Genomic DNA, 339 nt, shown 5'->3' with positions numbered 1-339 from the left:
ATGTCGATCTGTGCAATGGCTGGCTGCCCGATGACGGACAGTGCAACCACGACCTCGATTGGCCGGCATCGCCGGCTGTATAGCGTTCCATGTGCGTCGGGCGAATTGCTCACAGGCGCGGCCCCGAAGCGATTGAATCAGGGAGCGGCGTTGGTCATGAGCGGGGCTGTTACGCCGTTGCCGTTGACGGTCGCGGTCACCTCGCCGCTCCGTGCGCGTGCTGCGTGGCTTGCGTTCGAGAGCGGCCATGAACGCGCGCGGCCCGCCAGCACATATCCGAGCAGTCCCGCCGCGACCGGCACTTTCGCAGCGGAGATCGTCAGCGAGACGGCGCTGAGC

The 339-nt window shown here is 66.4% G+C and carries 1 pseudogene; it reads right to left on the bottom strand.

Annotated features, from left to right (window positions below):
* Positions 1-137 precede the first annotated feature (137 nt).
* A pseudogene (locus tag QCE73_RS34045) lies at positions 138-339 on the bottom strand (molecular chaperone); the annotation flags it as partial.

It is taken from the genome of Caballeronia sp. LZ029, from assembly GCF_031451275.1.
Classification (GTDB): Bacteria; Pseudomonadota; Gammaproteobacteria; order Burkholderiales; family Burkholderiaceae; genus Caballeronia; species Caballeronia jiangsuensis.
The sequence above is the reverse complement of the archived record's forward strand: the minus strand, read 5'-3'. Positions and strand labels throughout refer to the sequence as shown.